At 37.7% G+C, this 21,709-nt stretch carries 12 protein-coding genes and 1 pseudogene; 3 read left to right on the forward strand and 10 right to left on the reverse strand.

Annotated elements, in window-relative coordinates; translation table 11 throughout:
* Positions 1–45: 45 nt before the first annotated feature.
* Positions 46–858 (forward strand): DUF4351 domain-containing protein, encoded by an 813-nt coding sequence (locus PN450_RS17280; RefSeq protein WP_148764562.1) that lies wholly within the window; start codon positions 46–48, stop codon positions 856–858.
* A 49-nt stretch (positions 859–907) separates the two neighbouring features.
* Here the strand turns inward: PN450_RS17280 and asnS are convergent, their stop codons facing one another.
* Together asnS and PN450_RS17290 are read right to left on the reverse strand one after the other, a co-directional pair.
* Positions 908–2,299 (reverse strand): asparagine--tRNA ligase, encoded by a 1,392-nt coding sequence (asnS, locus tag PN450_RS17285; protein WP_271837035.1) that lies wholly within the window; start codon positions 2,297–2,299, stop codon positions 908–910.
* 83 nt (positions 2,300–2,382) lie between these two features.
* Positions 2,383–2,727, reverse strand: a complete 345-nt coding sequence (locus PN450_RS17290; protein WP_213711921.1) for a sll0565 family protein — start codon at positions 2,725–2,727, stop codon at positions 2,383–2,385.
* A gap of 66 nt (positions 2,728–2,793) precedes the next feature.
* Here PN450_RS17290 and PN450_RS17295 point away from each other — a divergent pair, with 66 nt between their 5' ends.
* Positions 2,794–3,093, forward strand: a complete 300-nt coding sequence (locus PN450_RS17295) for a DUF6439 family protein (RefSeq protein ID WP_271837036.1) — start codon at positions 2,794–2,796, stop codon at positions 3,091–3,093.
* Between the two features lie 135 nt (positions 3,094–3,228).
* Here PN450_RS17295 and PN450_RS17300 read toward each other — a convergent pair whose 3' ends face one another.
* Together PN450_RS17300 and rlmD are read right to left on the reverse strand one after the other, a co-directional pair.
* Positions 3,229–3,678, reverse strand: coding sequence for an ATP-binding protein (locus tag PN450_RS17300; RefSeq protein WP_015083047.1), 450 nt, complete (start codon positions 3,676–3,678; stop codon positions 3,229–3,231).
* Positions 3,679–4,091: 413 nt separating this feature from the next.
* A complete protein-coding gene (rlmD, locus tag PN450_RS17305; protein WP_148764556.1) occupies positions 4,092–5,474 on the reverse strand; it encodes a 23S rRNA (uracil(1939)-C(5))-methyltransferase RlmD in 1,383 nt (460 codons plus the stop codon).
* A 158-nt stretch (positions 5,475–5,632) separates the two neighbouring features.
* Here rlmD and PN450_RS17310 point away from each other — a divergent pair, with 158 nt between their 5' ends.
* Positions 5,633–6,118, forward strand: a complete 486-nt coding sequence (locus tag PN450_RS17310; protein ID WP_015083049.1) for an allophycocyanin subunit alpha-B — start codon at positions 5,633–5,635, stop codon at positions 6,116–6,118.
* A gap of 230 nt (positions 6,119–6,348) precedes the next feature.
* On the opposite strand, the gene PN450_RS17315 is transcribed toward PN450_RS17310, so the two are convergent.
* The 6 genes and pseudogenes from PN450_RS17315 to PN450_RS17340 form a co-directional block, all read right to left on the reverse strand.
* The gene (locus PN450_RS17315; RefSeq protein ID WP_271837038.1) at positions 6,349–6,609 is read right to left on the reverse strand and encodes a hypothetical protein; all 261 of its coding nucleotides are present in this window, start codon (positions 6,607–6,609) and stop codon (positions 6,349–6,351) included.
* 80 nt (positions 6,610–6,689) lie between these two features.
* Positions 6,690–7,190: pseudogene (locus PN450_RS17320) on the reverse strand (transposase family protein); the annotation flags it as partial.
* Between the two features lie 118 nt (positions 7,191–7,308).
* Positions 7,309–9,087, reverse strand: coding sequence for an ABC transporter ATP-binding protein/permease (locus tag PN450_RS17325; RefSeq protein WP_015078932.1), 1,779 nt, complete (start codon positions 9,085–9,087; stop codon positions 7,309–7,311).
* A gap of 294 nt (positions 9,088–9,381) precedes the next feature.
* Entirely contained in the window at positions 9,382–10,395 is a 1,014-nt protein-coding gene (locus tag PN450_RS17330) for a hydroxyacid dehydrogenase (RefSeq protein ID WP_271837039.1), read from the reverse strand.
* Positions 10,396–10,445: 50 nt separating this feature from the next.
* Complete coding sequence (locus PN450_RS17335; protein ID WP_148764552.1) at positions 10,446–11,204, reverse strand: aspartate/glutamate racemase family protein; 759 nt, start codon at positions 11,202–11,204, stop codon at positions 10,446–10,448.
* A 41-nt stretch (positions 11,205–11,245) separates the two neighbouring features.
* Positions 11,246–21,694, reverse strand: a complete 10,449-nt coding sequence (locus tag PN450_RS17340) for a non-ribosomal peptide synthetase/type I polyketide synthase (RefSeq protein WP_271837040.1) — start codon at positions 21,692–21,694, stop codon at positions 11,246–11,248.
* Positions 21,695–21,709 lie beyond the last annotated feature (15 nt).

The raw sequence follows: 21,709 nt of genomic DNA on the forward strand, positions 1-21,709 counted from the left end.
AATTATTCTAAAATATCACCAAAATGATTAGTAAAGGAGAAAGATTTGAGCTACGATAACGCTTGTAAATATTTAGCTGAACAGTATCCTGCTGATTTTGTGCGTTGGTTGCTGGGGGTAGAACCAACACAAATTGAAGTATTGAAAACAGAATTAACACTTGAACCCATTCGTGCTGATTCTGTGACATTTCTGCAAACAGAAAACCAAATTCTGCATATTGAATTTCAGACTTTACCTAAATCTAAAACTCCCCTTAATTTCCGAATGCTTGATTATTCTGTCAGGTTGAAACGTCAATATAAATGTCCTGTAACTCAGGTGTTAATATTTTTGCAGGAAACTGATAATGAAGTCGCTTTTACTGAAGAATATCGAGATCATACCACTATTCACAAATTTGAGGTTGTGCGTCTTTGGGAACAAGATTCAAGGGTATTTTTAGATAATTCCGCATTATTACCTTTAGCAACTTTAACCCGCACTGACTCAGCACAAAGTTTATTATCCCAAGTAGCTCAAAAAGTCGCTACAATTCCAGATAGGGAACAGCAACAAAATATTGCTGGTTGTGTGGAAGTTCTCGCAGGTTTACGGTTTGAAAAAGATTTAGTTCGTCAATTTCTCCGGGAGGATATTATGAAAGAGTCTGTCATTTATCAAGATATCGTGCAAAAAGAGGCATTGAAAATTATTTGTCGTCAGCTTAAAAAACGTTTTGGTGATATCTATGATTCATTAATGACCAAGGTTAGAAATTTATCTGCTGACGATTTAGAAGATTTAGGAGAAGCCTTATTTGATTTTTCAGATGTTGCTGATTTGGTAACTTGGTTAAACCAAAAAGTTAGCAATTAGAAAAATAAGCTTTTTAAAAGAGACGTTATTTACAACGTCTCTAAAATCATTAAAACTCCGCGCTTTGTGGTGTGCGGGGGAACGGAATCACATCCCGAATATTCCCCATACCCGTCATAAATTGTACCAATCTTTCAAACCCCAAACCAAAACCAGCATGGGGAACAGTACCATAACGACGCAAATCTAAATACCACCACAAATCTTCCGGGTTCATACCTTGTGCTAAAACCCGTTTTTCTAAAACATCAAGTCTTTCTTCCCGTTGTGAACCACCAATAATTTCCCCTATTTTCGGTGCGAGAATATCCATAGCGCGGACGGTTTTTTCATCGTCACTTAACCGCATATAAAAAGCTTTGATTTGTGCGGGATAATCTGTAACAATGACAGGCTTTTTAAACAGTTGTTCAGCTAAATAGCGTTCATGTTCTGATTGTAAATCCGCACCCCAACTCACAGGATAATCAAACTTAACATCAGCTTTTTCTAAAAGTTTGACTGCTTCTGTATAAGTCAATCTTGCAAATTGATTGTTAATAATATTATTCGCAGTTTCTAAAACAGTATTATCAATGCGTTCATTAAAAAATTCCATGTCTTCGGGACAGGTTTCCATCACATATTTAAAAATATGTTTAAGAAACTCTTCAGCCAAATCCATATCACCATCTAAATCACAAAAAGCCATTTCTGGTTCAACCATCCAAAATTCGGCTAAGTGACGCGAAGTATTAGAATTTTCCGCCCGGAATGTAGGACCAAAGGTATAGACATTAGTAAAAGCCATAGCCATGATTTCGGCTTCTAATTGGCCACTAACTGTTAAATATGCCGGTTTACTAAAGAAGTCTTGGCTATAATCAATTTCCTGATTTTCAGTTTTGGGAACATTCTTTAAATTGAAATTGGTAACACTAAATAATTCCCCCGCACCTTCACAATCACTAGCGGTAATAATGGGAGTATGCACCCATAAAAAGCCCCGTTGTTGAAAAAATTGGTGAATAGCAGTCGCGCAAGCATTTCTCACCCGGAATACCGCACCAAAGGAGTTAGTTCGAGGACGCAAATGGGCAATGGTTCGCAGAAACTCAAAGGAATGACGTTTCTTTTGCAGAGGATAGGTATCAGGATCAGCGTCTCCGTATACTTTTACTGTATCTGCTTTTAATTCTATTCTTTGTCCTTTTCCTTGAGAAGCTACCAGCACTCCTGATACTTCTATAGAAGCACCTGTATTGATTTGTTTTAATATTCCTTGATAGTCTGGTAAATCTTGATTAATGACAATTTGCAGATTACCTAAAGATGAACCATCATTAACTTCCAGAAACGCAAATCCTTTCAATTCGCGTTTTGTTCTTACCCAACCTTGGACTACCAAAGTTTCTTCGGGTTTACCACTTCTTAATATTTCCGCAATCCGAGGATTTAGCATTTTCTACAATTTGTATTTTTTAAAGAATCAGATCCCCGACTTCTCAGAGAAGTCGGGGATCTTTCAGTTAGGGATTTTCTAAATCAACCAACCCAAGATTTTAATAACCAACCTATAATAACGCCTAAACCGCCAAAACGGACAGCTTGCCAAAAAGGTCTTTTCAGGCTATTCCAAGAAAATAACTGGCTTTCTAAGTTGATTTCTAAGGTTTCTAACTGTTTTTGCAGGCGGCTTAGTTCGTTCTTAATTTCTGGAGTCTGCTTTCTATTTTGCTTTAAATTTTTTAATTCCTGTTGCCATTGTGCCTGTTGTTGTTGATCATTTTGCACTTGGGTATATCTATCTTTCAAGAATCGCAGTGAAGTTTCTACCTCCTCTAATTCCTGTGCAAAATCTGGCTGGGGATTTTCGTCTAAATTAGTCATTGGTGATTAGTCATTGGCTATGATGATTAAATCATAACTTTTACTCTTAACTCAGCACTTAGTCTTATGTCACAAACTAGCCAACTAAATGAAATTAGCACTCTAGAACTAGCACAGGCCCTCATGGAAAGGCTGAGTATCTCTCCTGATGATTGGCATCGTCTCAAGTCTAACCGCAATTCCCGCGCTAGTGAACAGGCAGCCGCCGCCATGGTATTTTTGGTCAAAAATGAACCCCAAGAGGCAAAAGTAAGGCTAGAACAGGCTGTAGGCTGGCTAGATAAATCAATTTCCGCCCCTCCCTGCCCAACTCACGGACACAATCGTGAGACTATAAAGGAAAAACTCTCACCTGTAGCCGAGTAAAAATTTTGGTAAAAAACTCCTCCTCAACCTCTTTTCTCTGTGTTCTCTGTGCCTCTGTGGTTAGATAAACTACCTTTAAACCGCAGACGCGCAAAGAGTACAGAGTAAAAAAAAGAAATTTTTCGAGTCACCTTCTTATCTTCGCAAAGATAATAAACGACGGCTTTCTAATTGCTTACAAAGCGTGAGTTCTGTGCCTTTGCGATTCCATTCTACTTGATCAAAAATCTGATGTAGTAAGGACATACCCCGTCCACTTTCTGCTTCGTCTGGTGGTAAATAGTCATCGGGATCACTATCACCTTCGAGGGAGGGAGTGAAGCCGCTACCCTGATCTGAGATAATCCACCAATACTGATTATCTATTAATGAGAACCGAACGACGACGAATTTGCCGGGATCAAGATTATTCCCATGTTTAGCGGCATTTACTAGGGCTTCTTGCAGTCCTAATCGCAGTTCAGATTGTAATTTTGCCGGAATATCAGTCAAGAGTAAATCTAGGATTGGACAAAGATAAAGGGTGGAGGCAAAACTAATTGTCCCCCAATAACGCCCAACTGGACGAAGAGAAATGGTAATCACAAGAGAAACCCCGTAGCTTTATATTTAGCTAGACATCAGTTTGCTTTTTTGGGCATTCTGATCAAAATTAGGTAGTCATGCTGCCTTCAAACTTGCCTCTGTAAAACTAAATTTATAAAAATGCTAGAGCATAGCAATTCAGTGGGAGAATTCATATTGCTTATTTACAATTTGCTTAAGTTAATCTGTTCATTTAGCAGATGAGTAAAAACTGCTATTTTTGAACAAGAGGAGAAAGATATTCTCGTTAACTGCTCATTTTGTAATTAACACAATTTTATTCACCTTTATTAAGAGTCTATGCAGCTTCGATTTCTTTAAAACAAAATGAGTTTCTATTTTTATGTAATTTCATTCTAGCATTATGAGTATCCACTAGACTACAAATTTCTGATTTTTATTTTTGTGAAGAATTAACTATCCTGATCATTGTCCGATAACACCAGAAAAGCGGCTGCTTCTACATGAGCCGTTTGCGGAAAAAAGTCCGCAGGTTGCACCCTTGTGAGTTTATATAGCCCCTCTTCACAAAGCAATTTTAAGTCACGGGCAAGAGTAGCTACTTTACAACTGACGTAAACAATGCGAGATGGTTTCAGGTTTCTTAATGTTTTGATAACGTTAGCTTCACATCCTTTCCGGGGCGGATCAAGTAAGACCACATCTGGTACAATTTCCAAATTCTGGAGAATTTTTTCCACTGGGCCGACTTGGAAAGTCACATTATTAATTCCATTCTGTTGGGCATTAACAATTGCCTGTTCTACTGCTGTTGATTGCAATTCTAACCCGGTGACGTGCCGTGCTTGTTTGGCCAGGGGCAAAGTTAAAGTTCCTATACCACAATAGGCATCTACTAGGACTTCATGACCTTGTAAATTTAGTTCTGACTGAATCACCTCTAAAAGTGCTTCGGCTGTTTCTGTGTACACTTGGAAAAAGGTATCTGGTCCGATTTGAAAATCCAGTCCGGCGAATTTTTCTCGCAGGTAAGGAATTCCAGCTAGACAACGGGTTTCTGATCCAAATATAGCATTTGTGCGATCGCTATTGCGGTTGAGTGACACGCAGACCAATTGAGGATAACGCTGTAACCATTGCTGTGCCTGGGTTTCGATTCCTGGCAAATTCCAATCTTTGACGACCAAAGTTAGCAGCATTTCTCCTGTGCGGCGGCCAATGCGTAAACCCAAATGGCGAATTAAGCCTTTGTGTCGGGTTTCGTCATAAATTGGCCAACCCTGCTTTTGAATATCTAATTTGATTTCAGCTAATAAAGGATTTAACTGCTGGTCTTGCACAGGGCATTGATTCAAGTTAATTAATTTATGGCTACCTTTTTGATAATATCCAGCTTGGACATGACCTGTAGCGGACATACCAATAGGATAAGTAACTTTGTTGCGATAACCAAAGGATGCAGCAGCCACTAAAACTGGATCTATTGGTGGATTTACAAAACCGCCAATTCTTTCTAAAGCTTGGGTTACTTGATTGCGTTTGGCTGATAACTGGTAATCATATTTAATATGTTGCCATTGACAACCACCACATTTATCAGCGACAATACAACTTGGACGCACCCGTTGAGGCGAAGCTTGCAATAATTCCTGCACCTGTCCATGAGCATATTTTGGCTTAACATTGAATAATTTGACAAGTAGGATATCTCCTGGTACTGTATCAGGAACAAAAACCACCCGCTGTTCAAAGCGTCCCACACCATCACCCGTGTCGCTTAAATCAGTAATTTCCAGTTCGATAATTTCATCTTGTCGCCACATTATATTAGTCATTAGTCAGTTATAAGGGAAGAGGGAACTTTTTCACAGGGAAGGGAGTTCCCAATGTAGAATTGTAAATTCATTTATCCCTATCTTCCCATACACTTCACGAATGTCCCTCTAAGTCGGTAAACTAGCAGATATAAATATTTCAGGTCATTTAGATAATCATGACTGTAATTAGCCAAGTTATTCTCCAAGCTGACGACGAACTGCGTTACCCCAGCAGTGGCGAACTCAAAAACATCAAAGCATTTTTGGAAACAGGTGTAAAGCGGACAAGAATCGCTGCTACCCTTTCAGAAAACGAGAAAAAGATCGTTCAAGAAGCTACCAAAAAACTTTGGCAAAAACGCCCTGACTTTATCTCCCCTGGTGGTAATGCTTACGGCGAAAAACAACGGGCTTTGTGTATTCGGGACTTTGGCTGGTATTTACGCCTAATTACCTACGGTGTACTTGCTGGTGACAAAGAACCCATTGAAAAAATTGGTTTGGTTGGTGTGCGAGAAATGTACAACTCTCTAGGCGTTCCTGTTCCCGGAATGGTAGAAGCTATCACTTCTCTCAAACAAGCGTCTTTGGATTTATTGAATGCAGAAGACGCTGGGGAAACCGCACCTTACTTTGATTACATCATTCAAGCGATGTCTTAAAGGTCTTTAATTCCCCACAATTGGTAGTGGCTATGGCAATATCTATCAAGTTATTAACCAGTTGTGGGGATATGTTATGATTATCATCAGTTTTTACGTTACTAATAGCAAAAAAAACGACAGACTGGTTGTAGACTGTCGGCAGTTAGTGTGTTCCCTATTAATGACTCGGCTAGAGTTTAGTTACTATTAATTATACCAACATGGCGACTTCTATGGGAGGATCTAAATCATATATATATGTGATTTACGTCACTTAATAGGAACAACTGAAATCGAAGTTGGGTTTTTATTCGGTAAAAACAAAGAATATCCATAATACTAATAAGCTTGGTATTATTAACATTAGCTACACTTAGTGTAGCTTCAATGAATCGAAAAGAATATAAATATTGTGAAGGGAATTCCGGTAAATTATAGACATTACGAATAGCATTGCGAATACCCAAGTCATCCACTGGTAAAACATCCCAACGATGTAACCGAAACATTAGTAACATTTGTACTGTCCAACGTCCAATACCTTATGTACGGGCTGGATACCGTGATTCAGCTAACAACGAATCGCACTTAACCAATTTACTAGTTTTATAGAACAAAATTCTCTATCACCTAATACGCAGATTTTATAGTTATTAAAAATGGGTAAAATTTTCTTCAATATTCGTGATTGCTCCTCAAAGTTACTGCTGCCTAACTTTAGCAATAACTCAAAATATACAGGAAATGCCCTTTGATCCCAAACTATACTAATCATGAATAAATTTATGCGTCCCCAAGCCGTCCTATCCATCACTACATAAATTAATTCTTCATCCTTCAAATATGTTTCTAAAAATGTTTTTACAATCGGAAACCAGATTTTCTCAATTGTTAGGTTTGGTAAAGATAGAAATCTCTGTATTTTTCTTTTCCTACTTTCAAATTTAATCGGAATTGGTAGAGCAGTAGCCAAAGCTTCTAAACTTACTTTTTTCAGTGATTGCAGCAGAATAATCATAATTTTGAGCAAGATATACTCTGCCAGACTCAATTGATTTTTTAGGTGTGTTTTGTAGAATTCAGGTAACATTATCAATAGATAGTCCTTATTGAGAAAAGTGCTTCTATCTTTTTTACCATAAATCTGTATAATCTGTATACGATAAGCTTTTTAGACTATTTCGTCATCCCGTCAGGCGGAATGTGGGTTATAAACTATTTTTTTTATTTCGATAATCTTTGACAGTCAGAAGTTGCCAACTAGAGTTTTGTGAAAGTTCCAGAACCCATTGATGATAATCAAATAGACTTTCTCTATGTCCAACACTAATAAATGTTGTTTTCGTCTCTTGTAACTGTTGATATAAATTCTCTTCATTCTTCAAATCCAAAGCACTGGTCGCTTCGTCTAAGATAGTAAAGCTAGGATGAGTCACTAATAGGCGTGCAAAAGCCAGGCGTTGTTGTTCTCCTAGTGATAATATGTTTTCCCAAGGCAGCTCAGTATCAAAACTATCAATTCGACTGAGCAAGTTTTGCAGGTTCACTTTTTGCAATAGTTCTTTGAGTTCTGCATCGGTCATCTGACGATTTCTATTAGGATAAAGCAACTGTTCGCGCAAAGTTCCTAAAATAATGTAAGGACGTTGGGGTAAAAACAACAGGTCTTTTAGAGAAGGTCGCACTAAACGGCCAGTTCCTGCATTCCACAAACCGGCGATCGCGCGCAATAGTGAACTTTTACCGCGACCACTAGGGCCGACAATCAATAAACCTTCTCCCGGTTGAACAGACAATGATAAGTCTTCAACGATTACCTGCTCATAGTTAGGCGTTTGTAAGGTAACATCCTCAAAAGCCAGACGATTTTCTTCTATGGTTTTAATAGTGCTGACATTCTCCGGTTGTTTGGTAACAACTTCTAAAGCATCCGAGAAATAAGCTAAACGCTCAACATAACTGGAAAATCTTCCAGAAGTTCCAAATTCATCAATTAATGTTGCCAGACCATTAGCAAACATACTGCAAGCTATAACTGCTTGGTTAACTTGTCCAAAATCAATTTCACCTCGAATATAGGCAGGTGCAAATATTAAAAACGGAAACAATTGGATTACAGATCGATATCCTCTATTAAAAATGTCTTTATTTTTTTCCCAATTAATTTTACTTTCAGAATTTTTCAAGAGAGTATTAAATCTGCGCTCAATTATATTTAATTCTTGGCTTTCTCCTTGGAAAAAAGCTATAGATTCAGCATGATTCCGAACATGAGTTAGGCTGTAGTTGTAGCTTGCTTTAGATTCAAGTTCCTCTTGCGTAATCTTATCTAATTCTTGACTCATATAAGCAGCAATCAGATTACCTATAATAGTATAAGTAAGTAGAATTGCTACTACTAGTTTGGAAATTGACCAAAGAATTATTAAAAAAGTTGTCATTTCCAGGACTTTTTCCAACAAAGTAGCAGAAAAATTTAGAGCAGTCCTGGCAATAGGTTCGATTTCTTGAGATAGACGTTGGTCTGGGTTATCGATATCGGAGCTAAAATTGATTTTATAATAGGCACGATTGCTAAAATATTTTTCTAAAATCTGCTTGTTGAGCCATTGATACCAATCAAGGGCAATTTTTTTTCTGACAAATTTAGAAAATCCTGTTAAGAGGGTGATTAAGAGCAGCCCAAAGGCGTAAAGTGCTAACGTCTTAACAAATTTAGAAATATCTTTATCTTGAACAATAACATCGACTAAATAGCGATCAACAAAGCTATTAAAGGCAGTTATGCCCACAAGCCCAATTATTAATAAAATGAGGAGAACAAGCATTCCCCATGCCTGAATCACATCTGAAAATGCTCTTACACCTGGCTCTGTTGGAAACCAGTAAGGGGCGGCGATCGCTTTTACAGCCACCCAAAACTGAGTAAAATTAGCAAGGAAAGCAGTATTTTTTGAAGCTTGATTATAAATAACTTGATTTTGCATATTATACATCTTACAAAAATAATATTTTACTATTATAAATTATTATGAAACTTTGTTTTATATTTCATAAGGTATAGCTATCAAATAAGAAAAATACATTATTAATATTGATATTTATGGCTCTTGCGTTTGTTTTATGGTGGTTGAGGATTGATTATCACAAAACCCTTACGGGGTTACGGGACAAGGGTTATAAACTATAATGCCCATATTTTGAATGAAATGCCGACACAATAAGGTTTTCAAGGATTCTGAACTAGGTTCTCCATAAAAAGTACCGAAGAACCTAAAAAATTATGAATTCCAAACTTTAGAATTGATGATGTAAGGTGGCTTCTCGCCCTGAAGCACTTGCAATATTTGGTTAGCGGCGGAAAGTGCAGCAGCCATACCAGCTTCAGGTGTAACTCCAGCTAGATGAGGTGAGAAAATTACATTGTCAAACTCATATAAAGGATTATTAATAGCTGGAGGTTCTGGCTCAAACACATCGATTGCAGCTCCTGCTATTAATTTTTCGCGTATAGCTGTAACTAAATCTGGTTGGCGAACTACTTTTCCACGAGATGTATTGATTAAAAAAGCAGAAGGCTTCATTTTCTTAAAAGCTTCTAGATCGAACATTTCACAAGTCTCATCAGTTAGCTCAGGATGCAAAGATACAAAGTCAGATTCAGTAAGTAGGTAGTCTAAATCTTGTACTAAAGTTGCTCTGACGGCATCTGCTTTACCGCTTGGAACATAAGGATCGTATGCTAAAACTCGCATCTGCAATGCTGTACTACAAATTTTCGCAACAGCACTACCAATCCTTCCCAAACCAACAATACCAAGAGTTTTTCCTTCTAATTGAATGGGTTGTACCTGATTACGAATTAAGTAGTTTCCTGCTTTGACACATTGATTGAGAAAAGTTAGTTTTTTAGCAAGTGCTAAAATCATGGAAAGTGTGTGTTCTGTCACAGCCGTTGTTGACAAGCCAGGATTATTAACTACCACAATTCCCCGTTTTGTTGCAGCAGCAATATCAATTGCATCAGTTCCAAATCCAGAAGTACTAATAACTTTTAAATTTTTTGCCAATCCAATTGCTTGGGCATCTAATTTAGTAGGATAACGGACAAATACGCCAGATACATCTTGAATAGCCTCATGGATTTGATGCTGCTTTGGTTCTTTGATAATCTCGACATTAGTGTATTCTGCGAGCAGTTTTTCACCTATCTCATCATACATTTTACCAATTAAAAGAACTTTATGATTTTTAGTCTTGCTTGGGAAATTTTGGGGGGGGTAAATAGCTGTCATGTTAATTAACCTTAATTTGTTTGATACAAAGATGCTTTAGAATCAATATTTTATGAATGAAATTGCTGAGATAATTTCATTGTTTTTGTCAGCAAATGAGAATTAGATGAGGATGAATCTAATAACTGAAAAAAGTTTTTAGCTATAGTAGTTAAAGGGTCAATCGCTTGAATAGAATCAATTCTATTAAGCTTGAGATGTTTGGCGAGAATATGAAATTCTGTACAACCAGAAATAAAGGAACGAGTATTGTATTTATCTAACAGTTTTTGAACATCTTCAAGAATTATTAGGGGGTTTTGTCCTCGTTTTAATACTTTAAAAATCATCTCATGAATCAAGTGATAATCTTTTTCATCTGGAGAAATAATCATATTTGCAGCAGTACAACCTTGCTCAAACAATTTTTTCTTGTAAGTACCTGAACCTGCAAGTAAAAGTGCAGGTTCATCATGCGCTTGTAGTTGTTGATCAGCAATTTTAATTAAAGAGATTACTTTATTAGTCTGATGCTCTGGTAGATGAGCCAAAGCATAATGAGCAGTACAACAACCAATCACTATGCGGTCTACTAATTGATTCAGTTTTTCTAAATGTATTTGCACAAAATCAATGAATTCTCTTTCATTTCCGCTATGCACTGAAGTCGTGCGATCTGGTGCAGCAGGAAGTGAGAAAACGATAACGTTGGGTGCTTCTTGTTCGTTGTCTATATACTGGTTGTATTCATAAATAGTTTTGAGAAATTCAATAGTAACTACAGGCCCCATTCCGCCTAAAATTCCCAGCACGGGTAGTTTTTTATTCATAATTTTTCTCCAAATTTGCAATTCTTTATTTGCATAAATTACTAAAAATTAAAATTTGTGGCGAAAAGACTGTTATCTTCTTGACAAGCTTTATCTGTGTGATCGCACAGATGTAATAATGGTGTGTCGGGAGATTTGACTACTTCTTCTAGAAGAGTTTCTAACGACTTTATCATCAATGAAATACGTTCCTTAGCGAATATATCTGTGTTGTAGATTAACTTCAAATATAATTCCGCTTCGTCCACAAAAATGAACTCTAGATCAAATTTAGCAGTAACAAGTTCCTGCTCAAGGGTATTAACAGAAATCCCATCTATTGCTAGGTCTACATTTTGATTATTTTGCAGAACAACTACAACATCAAATAAAGGGTTACGGCTAGGATCGCGTTTAAAATTTAAATCTGATACTAGTTTATCAAAAGGATATTCTTGGTTATCATATGCCTGTATTGTGGTTGTTTTCACTTTTGCCAGTAAAGTAGCAAAGCTATCGTCTACTGTTATTTGATCGCGCAAGACTAAAGTATTCACATAAAAACCTATTTGTTCTTCTAAATCGGGATGATTTCTTCCAGCAATGGGAGAGCCTACTGTAATTTCATTCTGCTCGGTATAGCGAAACAGAAAACCTTTGACTAATGTTAGTAAGCCCATAAATAAACTAGCTTCTTGAGTCTTAGTTAATAACTCAAAATCCTTGATGAATTCTTGATTTGGCTTCCAGATAACCACAGAACCAGAAAAACTTTGTACTGCTGGTCGAGTATAATCTAAAGGTAAATCAAGCGGTGCTGGAGCAGGAATCAATTTAGGTAACCAGTAATCCCTTTGTGCTTGCAATTTTGGTGTTTGGAGTTGCTGATTTTGCCATGAAGTATAGTCTTTATAATGAATTCTTAGAGGTGACGTTAATTCTACATTCTCTTTACCATAGGCATGATAATGTGCAGTAAAATCTTTAATTAAAACGCCTGCTGACCAACCATCTGAAATGATATGGTGCATATTGAATAGGACTATATTACTCTGTTGACTCAGCTTTAGTAAATTAATCTTGAGTAAAGGCCCTGTTTCTAAATCAAAAATAGTTTTGGCATTGTTACGAATAGCTTCAGCAATTTTTGCTGCTTGGTTTTCATCATCTATTAAGTCTATTTGGTTGACTGCAAAATCCATCTGTTCGTTTACTATTTGACGCGGTTCATTATTGATTAAAGTAAACGTAGTGCGTAAAATTTCATGGCGTTCTATCAATTTTTTAAAAGCATTTTCAAAAGCAGCGATATTTAAATCACCATTGAATTGATAAGCACTTGGCATTCCGTAAGCATAATGGTTATGATCGAGGAATTCTAAAGCCCAGAGACGGCGTTGTCCATGAGACATGGGATAAGATTCTTGTTGAGTTATTGCTGGTATGGGTTCTTGATAGTTAGATTGAGCTTTAGATATTAAAGCTGCTAATCCAAGAATTGTGGGAACTTTGAAGAAATCAGCTAATTTAACTAATACATTTAATTCTTTATGGACGTGAGTGACTACTCTAGAAAGGAGCAGAGAGTGTCCGCCGATTTCAAAAAAGTTATCAAAAATTCCAATGGGATGTTTAGTGAGAATTTTTTCCCAAATATGGACTAGCTTTGATTCTAAAGTATTACGCGGTGCAGTATAAGAGACTTGTGTTAGTTGATCTGTCGGCTTGAGAGCGACGAGCGATCGCAAGTCAAGTTTGCCATGTTTAGTTAAGGGAAATTGCTTTAAGAAGATAAAGGAACTAGGAATCATGTAAACTGGCGAATATTTAGCTAAAAATTCTCTGATTTCAGAAATTTTTATATCTTTATCAGTTTGACAATAAGCAGATAATTGAATTTGGTTATTTACCTCTATAGGTAAGACAATTGCTTTCTCAATCTCGGCATAGCGGCTAATTTGGTATTCAAGTTCTCCTGGATCTACACGATAGCCATTGACCTTAACTTGATTATCTTTTCGCCCTATAAATTCAATCACACCTGGAGCAATTTGTTTACCTAAATCTCCCGTTCTAAAGAGAATTTTTTCTGAATTTAAAAAGTTGGGTTGAAATTTTTCTCTGGTAATTTCAGGAAGATTACGATAACCAACTGCTAATGCTGCACCTTCTACGCAAATTTCACCGATTACGTGCAGAGGTACGGGGTGATTGAATTCATCTAAGACAAATAATCGATTGTTATGGAAAACCTGACCAAGAGGTACGCCTGTATTTAAGTTGTCGTCTATTGTATATTGAGATACCCCTACACAAGTTTCTGTAGAACCGTAGACATTGCTGACAATTTCAGCAGGGAAGCGTTTTCGTAAAGCGATCGCAGTTTCTCGGTCTAATTTTTCTCCCCCGCAAGAGATATATTTTAAGCTGGGGATAGTTTCTTGGGGTGCGAGTACAGCTAAAATTTCTCGGTAAATAGATGGTGTTGTGTGCAGTGCATTGATTTTGTTTTCTTGTAAAAATGAAACTAAATGCCCTATATGCTGTACTTCGTACATATATAAAGCAGCACCTATGGTTAAAGGTAGGAAAATATTACGAAAAGATGGATCATGGGTGACAGGTGCAGTGAAGATATAACGCCATTCAGGATGTTTATCTAAGTTAAATGTCAGTCGTAAACTCCGAATTACATTCAAAATAGAAATGTGACGACCCAGGACTCCTTTAGGGTTTCCGGTAGAGCCAGAAGTGTATAAAATATAGGCAATTTGCTTAGTGTCTGGTTGGAAATTAGGCTCATTTATGTCAAAATCAGCCAAAATATTGTCGATTTTATCTAAGCAGATTGCTTCGATTTCTTGGGGTAATTGAGAGACAAAATTACTTTCGGTAAGACAGAGATGACAGCCACTATCTTTTACAATAAAATCGATGCGACTGCTAGGATATTGGGGGTCTATCGGTACGTATGTCGCCCCAGTTTTAAAAGTAGCTAGAATGGCGATAATTAAGTTTTGATTGCGTCCGATTGCGAGTGCGATCGCCTTCCCCGCACCAAGGTTATATTTCTCACGTAAGTAATTGGTTAAACGATTTACCTTCTCATTCAGTTCTCGATAGGTAAGAGTCGTTTCCTCAACTATTAATGCAGGTGCATCGGGTGTAGATTTAACTTGAGCAATAAAGTCATCAATGATTGTAGAATTTTGGGGTAATTCTATTGTTGAACCTGTTAATTTTGCCAATAATTCTTCCTGTTGCACTTGTGTTAATAAATGCAACTCAGACAGTAAAATATTGGCATCTTTGATTACACCCTGCATCAAAATTTCAAAACTTTCTAGAAACTGTTTGATAGTTTCCGGCTTAAACAGTTCTGTATTGTAGTTGCAGTAGATAATCAGTGCGTCATTGACTTCGATGAAATTAAAGCCCAAATCGAAAGGAGTGTAACCAATTGGCTCTGGTGGTAGCGATACGTTCAGTCCTTCAAATTCAGGTAAAGTTAATTTAGGGTCGAGATTGAAAGAGACTGAAATCAGGGGAGAACGCGAAAAATCTCGTTGTAATTTTAAGGCTGCTAATAATTCTTCTAAGGCGTGAGTTTGGTGTTTAAAAGCGGCTATGAGTGTTTCTTTGGTGTGACGAAGATGTGTAACAAAAGAAGCAGTGACATCTGTCTGGATACGAATCGGTAAAAATTGCGAACAAAAGCCAACTAATTTTTCGCTTCCTTCGACTTGTCGTCCAGAAATGGGAATACCAATTACTAAATCATCATGACCGGAAATGCGCCGCAAAAAAGATGTGTAAGCAGCAAACATTGTCATAAATAATGTTGCTTGATTTTTGCGTCCTACAGTCTGTAAATTTTGCCATAGTTGAGGAGCAATAATTTTACTTTCTCTACCGCCTGTGTAAGTTTTGACAGCAGGACGAGGAAAGTCTGTAGGAAGTTCAAATATGGGGATTTCTCCCTCATAAGTTTTTAACCAAAAATCACGATGTTCTTGCATTTGTGGACTTTGCGCTTCTTGCTGTCGCAAAGCTAAATATTTGCGAAACTGCATTGGTGGCGATAAAGATTCTGTAGCAACACCAATTTTTGCTGAATAAAGTTTGCCGAGTTCATTCAAAATTAGCCCTAGTGACCAACCATCTGCAACAATATGATGAGTTTTTAAAGTTAGCAGATAATGTTCAGGTGCTAAACGCATCAGCACAGCCGCAAATAAAGGAGCAACACCCAAGTCAAAAGGCTTTTGCGATAACTCAGTTCTCAATACTAAAGCAGTTGCTTCTGGGTTATATTCATCCATCAAATTGATTAACGGTAAGTCAATTTTGACACTACTGATAACTTCCTGTAGTTCGCCTTGTTCTAATATTTTGGTTCGCAACGCTTCGTGGCGATTGACTACTTCATTAATCGCTTGTTGCAAAGATGAAATATCTAAAGCACCACGCAATTCTAAGGAAGTAGTCACATTATATGATGCTGAAGCAGTTGTATCTAATTCTGCCAATAGCCAAAGCTGACGTTGCGCTTCACTGGTAGGAAATTGCTGATTTAAATTATTCCTAGCATCTTCATCTTCAGTGCGATCGCTTGCTTCTCTTTTCTTTGTTTGTGGTGGTTTAGCATTTGCGAAAAAACCTGCTTGTCGCAGTTCTATAATCGCTTCTTTGACAGCAGCTACTACTTTATTTATATCCTCATTGGTATGGCGAGTTGAGAGAAAACAAACTCGTTTTTCCCATGTATACACACCTTTGAGATTTAATAAGTAGTAAAAAAGTGGTAATTCGATAGGTTTGAGGAAAATACTATAAGCACCAGAAGATTCAAAGCGAAACAAAGAGCCAAAATGAACAATGCGGATAGGAATTCCTGTTTCTTGAAAGAACTGATTAACCTCAATAGCTAATCGATTAGTTAATTGATTGACTGTTTCTTGAAGCGTTGCGCCTTGTTCACGTAAATGTAAAAGCACTGCCCGACAAGCAGCCAAAGCTAAGGGATGACGACAGAAAGTACCACCATAAGCAGTTAATTCTGTTTGCGGATGGGAATCATCTCCATAACTCCAGAAACCGCCATCAACTGTGTCTAAGAAATCTGCTTTACCGCAGATCATACTGATAGGCAAACCACCACCGATCGCCTTACCATAAACTACTATATCTGCCTCAATCTCAAACCATTCCTGCGCTCCTCCTGGAGTAATGCGAAATCCAGTAATAATCTCATCAAAAATTAGGGCAATTTCTTTTTGTTGAGTCAATTTACGTAATTTTTGGATAAATTCTTTAGGCTGTAAATCTGGTTTACGGCTCTGGACAGGTTCTACTAAAACTGCTGCTAAATTATCAGCTTGCTCTGCAATTATTTCTAGACTTTCTTCCGCTCCATAGGTAAGAACTATAACATCTTCAACCATTCCTGATGGTGTACCAAGACTCAATGGTTCAGCTGTTCCTGCTTCCTCGCCAGCGCGGGCTAAAATGCCATCAAAAGTACCGTGATAAGAACCAGCAAAAATCACAATTTTTTGGCGTTTTGTCCGAGAACGAGCAATACGAACTGCTGCCATAATCGCTTCTGTACCAGTATTACTAAAAGCGACTCGTTCTACACCTGTTATTTCACAAATTAAAGCAGCTGTTTCTGCTGCAATATTAGACTGCATTCCTAAACCAATTCCGTGTTGCATTTGTTGCTGAATTTCTGTCAACACAAAATCAGGACTATGCCCAAAAAAGTTAACTCCAAACCCCATTGCTAAGTCGATGTAATCATTGCCATCGATATCACGAAAATATGCACCTTGGGCTGATTCTGAAACGATGGGATACTGAAATTCTTTTAAAGCCATACGGAAGTCAATAGTAGGTTTCACATCAACCATTGTCTTCCGGCTGTTTTGCGAATATGCCTTGGATTTTGCTGTTCTTTGATTATAAACAATCTCTAATTTTTGGATGAAAGCTTGCTGTTGTTCGGTTAAAGATTTACTCTCTGTCAGTTTTAAAGCTAGTGGATTCAAATTTGGAGAACTAATTTTTTGGGTAGGAGGTGTGGTTTCTGTTTTGCTTATTTTAGGAGTAGGCGCAGTTTCTGTTTGAATCAACAAAACTTCTGGTGTATTGCTTGGTGCAACAGGTGCAGATTGCAGTATTTCTAATTGCTTGATAATAGTTTTTTCATGAATATCTTTGAGTTCTTTCAAAGATTGCAATTGAGCCATCATCAAAGCTTCTTTGCCAGAGGTTGGTATTGATACAGCTACTGTTTTTGATTGGTGATCAATAGCACTCTCAGGAGAAGTGGAAGCAATAATTAACTCTTGTCCATTGTAGATGCTGATATTATTTTGTTGAGAATAAATATCTGCATTGACAAATCCACAACGTTTTAAAGCAGCACACCAACTTTCTCCACTTAGCAATGGAGTATCTAAACGTAACTCTTTATCTTGAAAACGCCACCATCCAGGTGTGAGTCCAAAAGTTAAATCAAGCCATGAATTATTTTCTACTGTTTCTAGTAATACCAAGTAACCACCAGGTATTAGTAGTTCTCGAATATTATTGAGTGTTTCTGTAATATTTCGGGTACTATGAAGCACGTTAGCAGCAACAACTATGTGATAGGAATGCGCTGTTAACCCTTGAGAAACTGGTGATTTTTCAATATCTAATTGATTGAAGTTAAACTTATGCCTATTTTTAAATTTTTGCCGTGCTTTATTGAGGAGAACAGGAGAAAGTTCAGTGAAAAAATAAGTTGTATGATTGAGATTTAAATTATTAACAATTGCTTCAGATGTCGCACCTGTACCACCTCCCACTTCAATAATTTGGTAAGGGCGATCGCTACTAGAAAAATTATTTAAAATAGAGTTAATTGCTTGGGATACTCGTTGATTCATCAAACGAGATACAGGAGAATTGCCATATATACTTTCTGCATGGACAACTGAACCTGCTGGGAAAATTAACTCTAAAGGATCTATATTTCCTTTGAGAACTTCTCCTAAATTTTCTCCACAGCGGTGTAGCATCTCCAATTCAGGTTTTGCTGCTGGACAAGTTGTTTGCAGATTCTCTATAGCTTCTGGTAAAGAAAAAGGCGTAGGTAGGCTTTTTACTATCCATACATTACCTTGATTTTGAATAATTCCAGTTTGCTCTAAAGTTTTTAAATAACGATTAACTAAAATATGATATTTTGAGGCTATGGGTAAGGTTTGTAATAAATCTTCTGTTGTCCAGGTGTCTGCTATACTTAGTCTTTTACCTAATACTTCTAAAGCTTTCAAGATATAAGCAACAGCAATTGGTTGTAATTGGGAAATCACCCACAGATAATTATTTAATTCTGACTCGGAATTAGATACTTGAACTGAGGTTTTAGTTAAAATATCATTTATTGCTGTTTCATCAGATGTATTTGATGGTTTTTGTTTAATATAATCAGATAGATAAATAGATATTTCGTCAATTGTTTGTAAATCAGTAAATAATTGATCTATCTTGACTTTTACGCCAAATTTTTCTTCGATTTTGCGAACAAAGTCGGTCAAAATAATCGAATCTGCTCCCAGATTTAATAATGTCTCATCATCTCTAATGTCATTTTCATCTTCTTTAAGTAGCAAAGCCAAGATAGACTTTAATTTATTACCGATTTCTTGCTGATGTTTTTTGATATTTGCAACTTTTGCTAAAGTCATATTAGTCTCCATTAGCTCTCTTTCTAAAGGCACTTCTTTGCTCAAACTTGATTCTGCTAAAACAGTAGATTTAAATTGAAAACGTTTTCTTTGAAAAGGATAATTTGGTAATTGGATATTTCTATAGCCATAGTCTTTATTGAATTTTTCGGCGTTAAAATTAACTCCATTAATGTAGAGTTGGGCAAGTGCTGATAGCATCGTCTGCCAGTTATCCAAGCCTCTATTGAGAGAACTAAGCCATATAGCGTCATCGTTATAACGACGGCCTTGTTCTGCTAGTATTGGTCTTGGACCCACTTCTAAAAATAGGTTATATCCTTTGTTTAACGCCGTAATTAGACTCTGGAAATACTGCACTGCTTGACGGCTTTGTTGTCTCCAGTAACTTGCATCAGGCGCAGTTGTTAAAGGTTGTCCATCAATTCCTGAAACTAGTAGAATTTGAGGAGGATGATACGAAACCTCACGAGCAGCAATTTCAAAATCATCTAAGATTGACTCCATTAATGGAGAATGAAAAGCCCCATTTACAGATAGTAATTGAACGGCTATTTTTTGGCTTTTGCAGTTGGCGACAATCTCATCAATACTATTACTTTCCCCAGAAATCACAATTTGTTGAGGATGATTAATAGCCGCGATGGAAACTGTATTACCATAGTTTTGAATGAGAGCAGATACCGTAGCTTCATCTGCAAAAACTGAAGCCATTTTTCCTAGAGGTGCAGTTTGCATTAATTGCCCACGTTTAACAATTAATGCTAGACCTGCTTCTAAACTAAATACTCCTGCAATACAAGCTGCAACATATTCACCAACGCTATGGCCAATTAGTAAACTAGGTTTGATTCCCCAAGATTGCCACAACATGGCAAGTGAATATTCTAGAGCAAATATAGCTGGTTGAGCGTATGCAGTTTGATTGAGTAAATCTGTGCGATCGCCAAATAATATTTGTTGTAGTGGAAACTCTAAATAATTTCCTAAAATGTCTGCACATTGATCAATATATTGGCGAAATGTCGGTTGGGTTTGGTAAAGTTGATTACCCATACCCGCATAACAAGCTCCTTGACCAGTGAAAAGAAAGACTATTTTAGGGTATTTTTCTCCTGTAAAACGTCGATAAAAAATCCCATGATCAATATTTTTTTCCTCAGCAAAAGCTGCTAATCTTTGTTGCAACTCTGTCAATGTATCTGCAATGATCGCTAAACGTTCAGGTAAAGACGACCTACCAATTGCCGCACTATGACAAATATCTCCCATCTCTGGATGAGACTCTAAGCGGGTCTGAAAACGTAGTGCTAGTTCTTTTAAACCCGTTTCGCTATGAGCAGAAATCGTCAACAGATGGCTGGGACGTTGCAGTTTAATTTCTGGTATGTTGGCAGCAGGTGCTTGTTCAATAATTATGTGAGCATTGGTTCCAGAAAAACCGAAGGAACTGACTCCAGCGATACGGACTTGGCCATTGTTCGACCAGGGTATGGCTTGACTAGGAATTTTGATCGGGTATCCTTGCCAATTAATCAGGGGATTGGGTTCTTGGAAGTGGAGATGAGACGGAATCTCACCATGCTGGAGGGCGAGAATTGTCTTGATTGTTCCTGCTATCCCTGCGGCAGCTTCGAGATGTCCGATATTAGTCTTAACTGAACCGACGTAAAGAGGTTGCGATCGCTCTCCATACACAGCCGCGATCGCGTTCATCTCAATGGGGTCGCCTAAAGAAGTACCCGTACCATGTGCTTCTATATACCCGACTTGCTGGGGTTTGACTCTAGCATCAGCTAAGGCTTGACGAAGTAAATCTTGTTGGGCGGGTCCACTGGGAACTGTTAAACCGGCGGCTGCACCGTTATGATTGACCGCAGACCCCCGTAGTAATGCGAGAATGCGATCGCCATTTTTTTCAGCGACAGACAGGCGTTTGAGAACTAAAACCCCGCATCCTTCGCCCCGCACATATCCATTTGCAGCCGCATCAAAAGTCTTGCAGCGACCATCGGGAGACATCATCCCCGACTGACAAAGGTTAATCGTAATTGCCGGATCTAAGATGAGATTGACACCACCTACTAAGGCTATTTCGCACTCATGATTTCTCAAGCTGCGAATAGCTTGGTGAAGTGCAACCAATGAAGAAGCACAGGCTGCATCAATAGACATACAAGGTCCGCGGAGGTTGAGAAAATAAGATAACCTACCTGCTGCTGCACTTAGGGAGTTTCCTGTACCAAAAAAAGAATCGATTTCATCATACTTGCTTTTGTAGACTGTCATCGCGTGGTCAACACTAGTGATACCGACAAACACACCCACGCGATCGCCTGCTAAATTAGTTGGTGGTAAATTGGCGTTTTCTAACGCTTCCCACGCCACCTCAAGTAATAACCTGTGTTGAGGATCCATTGAAGTTGCTTCGCGGGAAGATATGGAGAAGAAACGGGCATCAAATTCTGTAATATCCTGTTGTAAAAATCCCCCATAACGAGTGTTCATTTTGCCAGGAGTAGGCTCTGGAGCATAAAATTTTGAGATATCCCAACGGCTTTGAGGAACTTCTACAATTGCATCAAGTCCAGCTTGACAAAAGTTCCAATAAGCTTCAGGAGAACTGATTCCTCCAGGGAAACGACAACCCATTCCCACAACAGCAATCGGCTCACTTTGTCTAGTTTCTAATTCAGTAATGCGAGCCTGCATTGCCTCCATTTTTGTGAGGGTTGTAGCTATTAATTTTTTATAATCTGTATTTTGAGCCATGCTTTTGTCCGCGAT

Origin of the sequence: Dolichospermum lemmermannii CS-548, from assembly GCF_028330815.1 — a bacterium.
Classification (GTDB): domain Bacteria; phylum Cyanobacteriota; class Cyanobacteriia; order Cyanobacteriales; family Nostocaceae; genus Dolichospermum; species Dolichospermum lemmermannii.